Source organism: Hominisplanchenecus murintestinalis (assembly GCF_943193015.1).
Classification (GTDB): Bacteria; Bacillota; Clostridia; order Lachnospirales; family Lachnospiraceae; genus Hominisplanchenecus_A; species Hominisplanchenecus_A murintestinalis.
In genome coordinates, this window is sequence record NZ_CALPCM010000001.1 from 1 (window position 1) to 6270 (window position 6270).

General features: G+C 47.7%; 8 protein-coding genes. All 8 read left to right on the forward strand.

What is annotated here, in order from left to right; translation table 11 throughout:
• Positions 1 to 237 (forward strand): hypothetical protein (locus NFR99_RS00005; protein WP_251352094.1); only part of this gene is annotated, 237 nt, incomplete at its 5' end.
• A 55-nt stretch (positions 238 to 292) separates the two neighbouring features.
• The gene (locus tag NFR99_RS00010) at positions 293 to 1510 is read left to right on the forward strand and encodes an aminotransferase class I/II-fold pyridoxal phosphate-dependent enzyme (RefSeq protein WP_251352095.1); all 1218 of its coding nucleotides are present in this window, start codon (positions 293 to 295) and stop codon (positions 1508 to 1510) included.
• A 20-nt stretch (positions 1511 to 1530) separates the two neighbouring features.
• Positions 1531 to 2385, forward strand: coding sequence for a patatin-like phospholipase family protein (locus tag NFR99_RS00015; protein ID WP_120481111.1), 855 nt, complete (start codon positions 1531 to 1533; stop codon positions 2383 to 2385).
• A gap of 10 nt (positions 2386 to 2395) precedes the next feature.
• Entirely contained in the window at positions 2396 to 2902 is a 507-nt protein-coding gene (locus NFR99_RS00020; RefSeq protein WP_120481110.1) for a YqeG family HAD IIIA-type phosphatase, read from the forward strand.
• Complete coding sequence (locus tag NFR99_RS00025) at positions 2899 to 3405, forward strand: shikimate kinase (protein ID WP_120481109.1); 507 nt, start codon at positions 2899 to 2901, stop codon at positions 3403 to 3405. The genes NFR99_RS00020 and NFR99_RS00025 overlap by 4 nt, the downstream gene beginning before the upstream one ends.
• Positions 3395 to 4453, forward strand: a complete 1059-nt coding sequence (locus NFR99_RS00030) for a M24 family metallopeptidase (RefSeq protein ID WP_251352096.1) — start codon at positions 3395 to 3397, stop codon at positions 4451 to 4453. Before NFR99_RS00025 ends, NFR99_RS00030 begins: the two co-directional genes overlap by 11 nt.
• A gap of 79 nt (positions 4454 to 4532) precedes the next feature.
• A complete protein-coding gene (gene efp, locus NFR99_RS00035; protein WP_120481107.1) occupies positions 4533 to 5090 on the forward strand; it encodes an elongation factor P in 558 nt (185 codons plus the stop codon).
• A 165-nt stretch (positions 5091 to 5255) separates the two neighbouring features.
• The gene (locus NFR99_RS00040; protein WP_251352098.1) at positions 5256 to 6035 is read left to right on the forward strand and encodes a hypothetical protein; all 780 of its coding nucleotides are present in this window, start codon (positions 5256 to 5258) and stop codon (positions 6033 to 6035) included.
• Positions 6036 to 6270: the final 235 nt, after the last annotated feature.

Here is a 6270-nt window from a genome sequence, read left to right on the forward strand (position 1 = left end):
TGTGATGGGTGCTCTTCCGATCTGGCAGAGAAACACGCGCTGCGTGTTTCTCCGACGGTTAGCTCACCGACGCGTTGTCCCCGTCAGTGTGGGATATATGGCAGGTACCCCAGCGTCCGGAGTAGGTATGGATACTATCGGTTCCGTAGCTGTATGGGGGAAGCGATGAACTCACCTACAGACCGCAATTTGACAGTTTCACCGTTTTCGGCAAGTACCGGAAATTTCATTTTCTGATTGTGGGATGGGAAAGAATGGTATATACTAGGGAGAACGGAAGGGGGATGACAGTATGAGAACTTTTGAGAAATCGACCAAGCTGGACAATGTGTGCTACGATGTCCGCGGCCCGGTGGTTGATGAAGCGGCGCGCATGGAAGAGGATGGGATTTCTATTTTGAAATTGAATATCGGCAACCCCGCGCCCTTTGGATTCCGGGCGCAGGATACGATTGTACAGACTATGGCGGATAATCTGAGGAATACAGAAGGTTATTCTGATTCCAAGGGGCTTCTTTCAGCGAGACGCGCCATTCAGAATTATTGCCGGAAGAAAAATATACCGGGTGTGGGTGTCAATGACATTTATACGGGAAACGGCGTGAGCGAGTTGATTGTGATGGTGATGCAAGGTCTGTTGAATAACGGTGATGAGATTCTGATGCCTTCGCCGGATTATCCTCTCTGGACAGGAGCGGCGAACCTCGCGGGAGGGAAGCCCGTACATTATATCTGTGATGAAAAGTCCAACTGGTATCCGGACTTGCGGGATATCCGCAGTAAGATTACCTCCCGCACAAAGGGAATCGTGGTGATTAATCCGAACAATCCTACAGGGGCGCTGTATCCCAGGGAGATTTTAGAACAGATTGTGGAGATTGCAAGGGAGCATGAGCTGATTATTTTTGCGGATGAGATTTATGACCGCCTGGTGATGGATGGGAAAGAGCATGTATCCATCGCTTCTCTTGCGCCGGATGTGTTCTGCATTACTATGAACGGACTTTCAAAATCGCATAAGATAGCGGGATATCGGATGGGATGGATGTGCCTGAGCGGCGCGAAAGAAAAAGCAAAGGGATATATAGAAGGGCTGAATATGCTTTCTTCTATGAGGCTTTGCTCAAATGTGCCTTCCCAGGCGATTGTAGAGACGGCATTGCGAGACGTAGATACGCCGGACGAGATGATACTGCCGGGCGGGAGGATTTATGAGCAGCGGGAGTTTATTTACAAGGCGCTCAATGATATCCCGGGAATCACGGCAACGAAACCTGAGGCGGCATTTTATATTTTTCCGAAAATTGATACAGAGCGGTTCCATATCCGGAATGATGAACAGTTCTGCCTGGATTTTCTGAAAGCGCAGCAAGTTCTGCTGGTTCATGGAGGAGGGTTTAATTTATCAACCCCCGATCATTTCAGGATTGTGTATCTGCCCTGCCTGGAAGAACTGAAAAATGCTACAGATAAGCTGGCGGAATTCCTAAGTACATACAGACAGGATTAAATAGTGAGGAAGGTGGAATTATGTACCAGGGAGCGATGATTTTAGAAGGCGGAGCCATCCGCGGCGTGTTTACTGCGGGCGCGCTAGATTTTTTGCTGGACCAAAAGTTTATGATAGAAAAAGTGATTGGAGTATCTGCGGGTGCGAGCAATGGACTGAATTTCGTGGCGGGGCAGAAAGGCAGGATGCTGGAATGCACGGTACGGGAAGGAGACGATGAGGAGAAGCTGATTGACTTGAAGAAAGCAATCCGGACGGGGAGCCTGTTTGACATGGATTTGATTTATGACAGAGACCCCAGGGAGAATCATCCTTTTGATTTTGGGGCTTTTTTTGCTTCGCCTATGGAGCTGGAAATTACAGTGACGAACTGTCTGACCGGGGAGGCGGAGTACCTGACTGAAAGGGAGGATGAGGAGAGACTGATGCTGCTGGCGCGGGCTTCGAGCAGTATTCCTCTGGCGGCGCCTAAGACAGTGGTGGACGGAGTGCCTTATCTGGACGGAGGGATGGCGGATTCGATTCCGCTGCTCCATTCTATGCGGGAGGGGAATCGGAAAAATGTCCTGATTCTTACACGGGAGAGGGGATACCGGAAAAAGGTGTCGAAGAAATCTGCCGCGCTTTATCAGGCGGCGTTCCGAAAATATCCGGAAATGGCGAAGTGTTCCAGTCTGCGTCCGTTAAACTATAACCGTACGCTGGATTTGGTGGAGAAATGGGAGGATGAAGGAAAAGTTTTTGTTATCCGTCCGCAGGTTCCCACGATTTCCCGGACGGAATCGGATACGGAAGCAATCAAGGCATTTCATCGTCACGGATATGAGGAGATGGAGCGGAGATATGACGAGATGCTGAAGTTTTTAGAAGAATAGAGAGGTAATCATGTTAGAACGTTTTTATCCCGATGAATATTGGGATTCTGCCTATAGCATTGACTTTGAAGAGATGCGGGACAAGGGTTACCGAGGCGTATTGTTTGATATTGATAATACGCTGGTGCCCCATGACGCTCCGGCAGATGAGCGTGCCATAGGTCTGTTTGCCAGGCTTAGGGAGCTTGGGATGGCAGTATGTCTGATTTCCAACAATAAGCTTCCGCGGGTAGAGCCTTTTGCGGGGGCAGTGGGGGCGCAGTTCATAGAAAATGCCCATAAGCCCGGGGTGAAGAGTTATCAGAAAGCGATGGATTTGATGGGATGCACAAAGGAAAATGCGCTGTTTGTAGGGGATCAGCTCTTTACAGATGTATATGGAGCAAAACGGGCGGGGATGCATGCGGTTCTGGTGAAGCCTATCCATCCGAAAGAGGAAATTCAGATTGTACTGAAACGGTATCTGGAAAAAGTCGTGCTGTATTTTTATGAGAAACAGAGGAACAGTGAAAAATGAATCATGTGATATTGATTGGGTTTATGGGGTGCGGAAAGAGCAGCGTGGGAAAAGCTCTGGCAGATGCATTACATGAGCCGTTTGTAGACACAGACGTGCTGATAGAAGAACAGGAGGGGCGGAAAATCAGTGATATTTTCCGTGAATCCGGGGAAGAGTATTTCAGGGAACTGGAAACTTTGGTACTTAGGCAGCTCCTGCGGTCGGAGGAGAGGCAGATCATCGCAGTGGGCGGCGGGCTTCCGGTGCGCCCGGTGAACCAGAAATACTTAAAGCAGCTGGGGACGGTAGTGTATCTCATGGCGCAGCCGGATACGCTGGCAGCGCGCCTGCAGGGGGATGATACCAGACCGATGCTGCAGGGCGGAGAACTGAAAAGGCGTATCAGGGAGCTGATGGACGCCAGGGAAGAAATATATGACGGGCTGGCTGACGTCCGGGTGGTCACTGATGGGAAAGATTTTGCGGAGATTGTAAAGGAGATTGCCAGGTATGCCGGATAGAATATGGAAACAGGAAATTTCCGCAGATGCGGTGCTGGTGTCTAATGGATACAATATGCGGTATCTGAGCGGATTCCGGGGAACGGACGGATATTTACTTCTGACGCCGGAGAGGAAGGTGCTCCTGACAGACTCTCGTTACACTACACAGGCAAAAGAGGAAGCGCCGGGGTTTGAGGTGATGGAAATCAAAAGCGGCCGGGGGTATAAGGAAATCCTGGCAGAGCTTTTAGGGCAGGCGGCTGTAAAGCGCCTGTTATTTGAGGATAAGCATTTGATTTATGCGGATGTGCTGGAGTTGAAAGAGCATTGTGCCGGAGTTGAATGGAAGCCGGCAGGGGACTTGCTGAATTCGCTCAGGGAAGTGAAAACGGAAAGAGAACTTGCTTTGATTCAGAAAGCAGAAGCTATTGGAGACCGGGTGTTTGCACGGATTCTGAAGGATATCCGTCCCGGTGTGACGGAACGCCGGATTGCCGCGAAAATCGACTATTATATGAAGGAAATGGGGGCTGAAAGGAACAGTTTTGATACAATTGTTGCTTCGGGAGTCCATTCAGCCATGCCTCATGCGATTCCCTCTGATAAACCCATCGAATACGGGGACTTTGTCACGATGGATTTCGGGTGCGTGTATGAAGGGTATTGCTCAGATATGACCCGGACAGTCGTGGTGGGGGCGGCCAGCGCTAGGCAGAAGGAAATTTACGGCGTAGTACTGCAGGCGCAGCAGGCTGCGCTCCGGGAGATAAAAGCCGGGATAACAGGATGTCAGGCGGATGCCGCGGCGCGCACGGTTATTGAAGAAGCAGGGTATGGAGAGTATTTCGGGCATGGTCTGGGACACGGCGTAGGGCTGTTTATCCATGAGGAGCCGAGACTGTCAGCGAAATGCCATGAGGTACTCATTGAAAATATGGTTGAGACGGTGGAACCCGGAATTTACCTGCCGGGCTTCGGGGGCGTAAGGATTGAAGATTTGGTTCGAATCACGGCCGGAGGCTGCGAAAATTTCACCCATTCGCCAAAAGAATTGATAGAACTGTAAAAAATGGTTGAAAAATGCAGGATTTTATTATAGAATGATTTGTAATTATGGGAATAGAGAAATACAGGAGGAATATCAAATGATATCAGCAGGAGATTTTAAGAATGGAATCACATTGGAGATAGACGGGAACGTTATGCAGATTCTCGAGTTCCAGCATGTAAAGCCGGGAAAGGGCGCTGCGTTCGTCCGCACAAAGCTGAAAAACATTATCAACGGCGGCGTGGTGGAAAAGACGTTCCGGCCGACGGAGAAATTTCCGCAGGCGCGTATCGACAGAGTGGAGATGCAGTATCTGTACAGCGACGGGGATTTATTCCATTTCATGAATATGGAATCCTATGAGCAGATTGCGCTGAACGATGAAGTAATTGGCGACGCACTGAAGTTTGTTAAGGAAAATGAAACTGTGAAAGTATGTTCTTACAATGGTAACGTATTCACAGTGGAGCCTCCTTTGTTTGTAGAGCTGGAAGTTACGGATACAGAGCCGGGCTTCAAAGGCGATACTGCACAGGGCGCGACAAAACCTGCGACAGTAGAGACAGGCGCAATTGTTTATGTGCCGCTGTTTGTAGAGACAGGCGATAAGCTGAAAATCGACACCCGGACAGGCGATTACCTTTCCAGAGTTTAAAGAAAAGTACCAAAATCCCGCAGAACACAGATTCTGCGGGATTTTTTTGTGAAAAGGAAAATCTTTGAATAGAGGTGGACAAAATTGCAGTTGCCAGTACCGGATGTTTGTGATAAAATATCTTGGAAATTAAGTTTTTCTAAAAAAAGGAAGGGAGAACCGTAAATGAAGAAGAGCAATGTATTTAGGAAACTTTTAGGGATGGCGGCAGCTGTATGTATGATGGCGCTGTTGCTTGGTATGACAACACTGGCGGCGGATAAAGTGGAGACGATTGCCATTGGTGAGGAGAAGGTAAATCTTGATCAGGATGGGACGATTACGCATTATTATAAATTTCAGCTAAAGAAACCGGCTTATATCGGTATCAGCGGTTATGCGCAAACCATGACTGGCGTTAATATGGGAATGAATATTGCGCTGTGCGATGCAAAAGGGAAAGTGCTGGCTGCGGGCTATGTAGATGCTGTAAATTCCCGCATAGCGGCGTTTGGTGTAAATAAGGGGACTTATCAGATTCGGGTGCAGAACGCAGAAGCTTTCATGATTAAGATAGCGAAACAGGACTATCCGGAGAAGAGCGGGGGCACTCAGAAAAAAGCAGTTTCTCTGAAAAAGAAAAAGACAATTACAGGCGTTGTCGGACTCGGAGAATCAGGGAAAAAAGCTGACTGGTATAAGATTACTTTAAAGAAAAGCGCAAAGATTACATTAAATTACAAAGTATACTCGAATGACAATATTTATATTGATCTTATTCCAAGTAAGAAGACAGCAGGGATTAAAGGTACGTCATCGGTCTGGGCGAAGAATCAGAAGGGTAAGGTTACATTCCAGACTACGACACGTAAAAACCTTCCAAAAGGAACTTACTACATCAAAGTCCATCGTGTGAATAAGAGACCTTCTGTTAATGGTGCATATAAGATTAAGTATGCGAAATAAGCACAAGTGATTGAAGCGCAAAAGGGACGGTTGATAAACTGCCGCACAATGATGGCATTGTGCGGCAGTTTTTTTACATGTTAGCCCTGTATTCTGCGTTGGTTTTCCTTTTTTGGACAAAGGAAGAAAATTAACGAAATTAATAAGAAATCAATTGAAAAATTTATACACCTCATTGTTGACAGTAAAAGGGGATAAGCATATACTTGATATGTAGTTATTAAGTAAGTATTAA

What these genes read in the sequence shown, in the direction of transcription:
- NFR99_RS00015 (WP_120481111.1), top strand. Translation starts at nt 1,531, where the DNA reads ATGTACCAGGGAGCGATGATTTTAGAAGGCGGAGCCATCCGCGGCGTG.
- efp (WP_120481107.1), top strand. Translation starts at nt 4,533, where the DNA reads ATGATATCAGCAGGAGATTTTAAGAATGGAATCACATTGGAGATAGAC.
- NFR99_RS00010 (WP_251352095.1), top strand. Translation starts at nt 293, where the DNA reads ATGAGAACTTTTGAGAAATCGACCAAGCTGGACAATGTGTGCTACGAT.
- NFR99_RS00040 (WP_251352098.1), top strand. Translation starts at nt 5,256, where the DNA reads ATGAAGAAGAGCAATGTATTTAGGAAACTTTTAGGGATGGCGGCAGCT.
- NFR99_RS00030 (WP_251352096.1), top strand. Translation starts at nt 3,395, where the DNA reads ATGCCGGATAGAATATGGAAACAGGAAATTTCCGCAGATGCGGTGCTG.
- NFR99_RS00025 (WP_120481109.1), top strand. Translation starts at nt 2,899, where the DNA reads ATGAATCATGTGATATTGATTGGGTTTATGGGGTGCGGAAAGAGCAGC.
- NFR99_RS00020 (WP_120481110.1), top strand. Translation starts at nt 2,396, where the DNA reads ATGTTAGAACGTTTTTATCCCGATGAATATTGGGATTCTGCCTATAGC.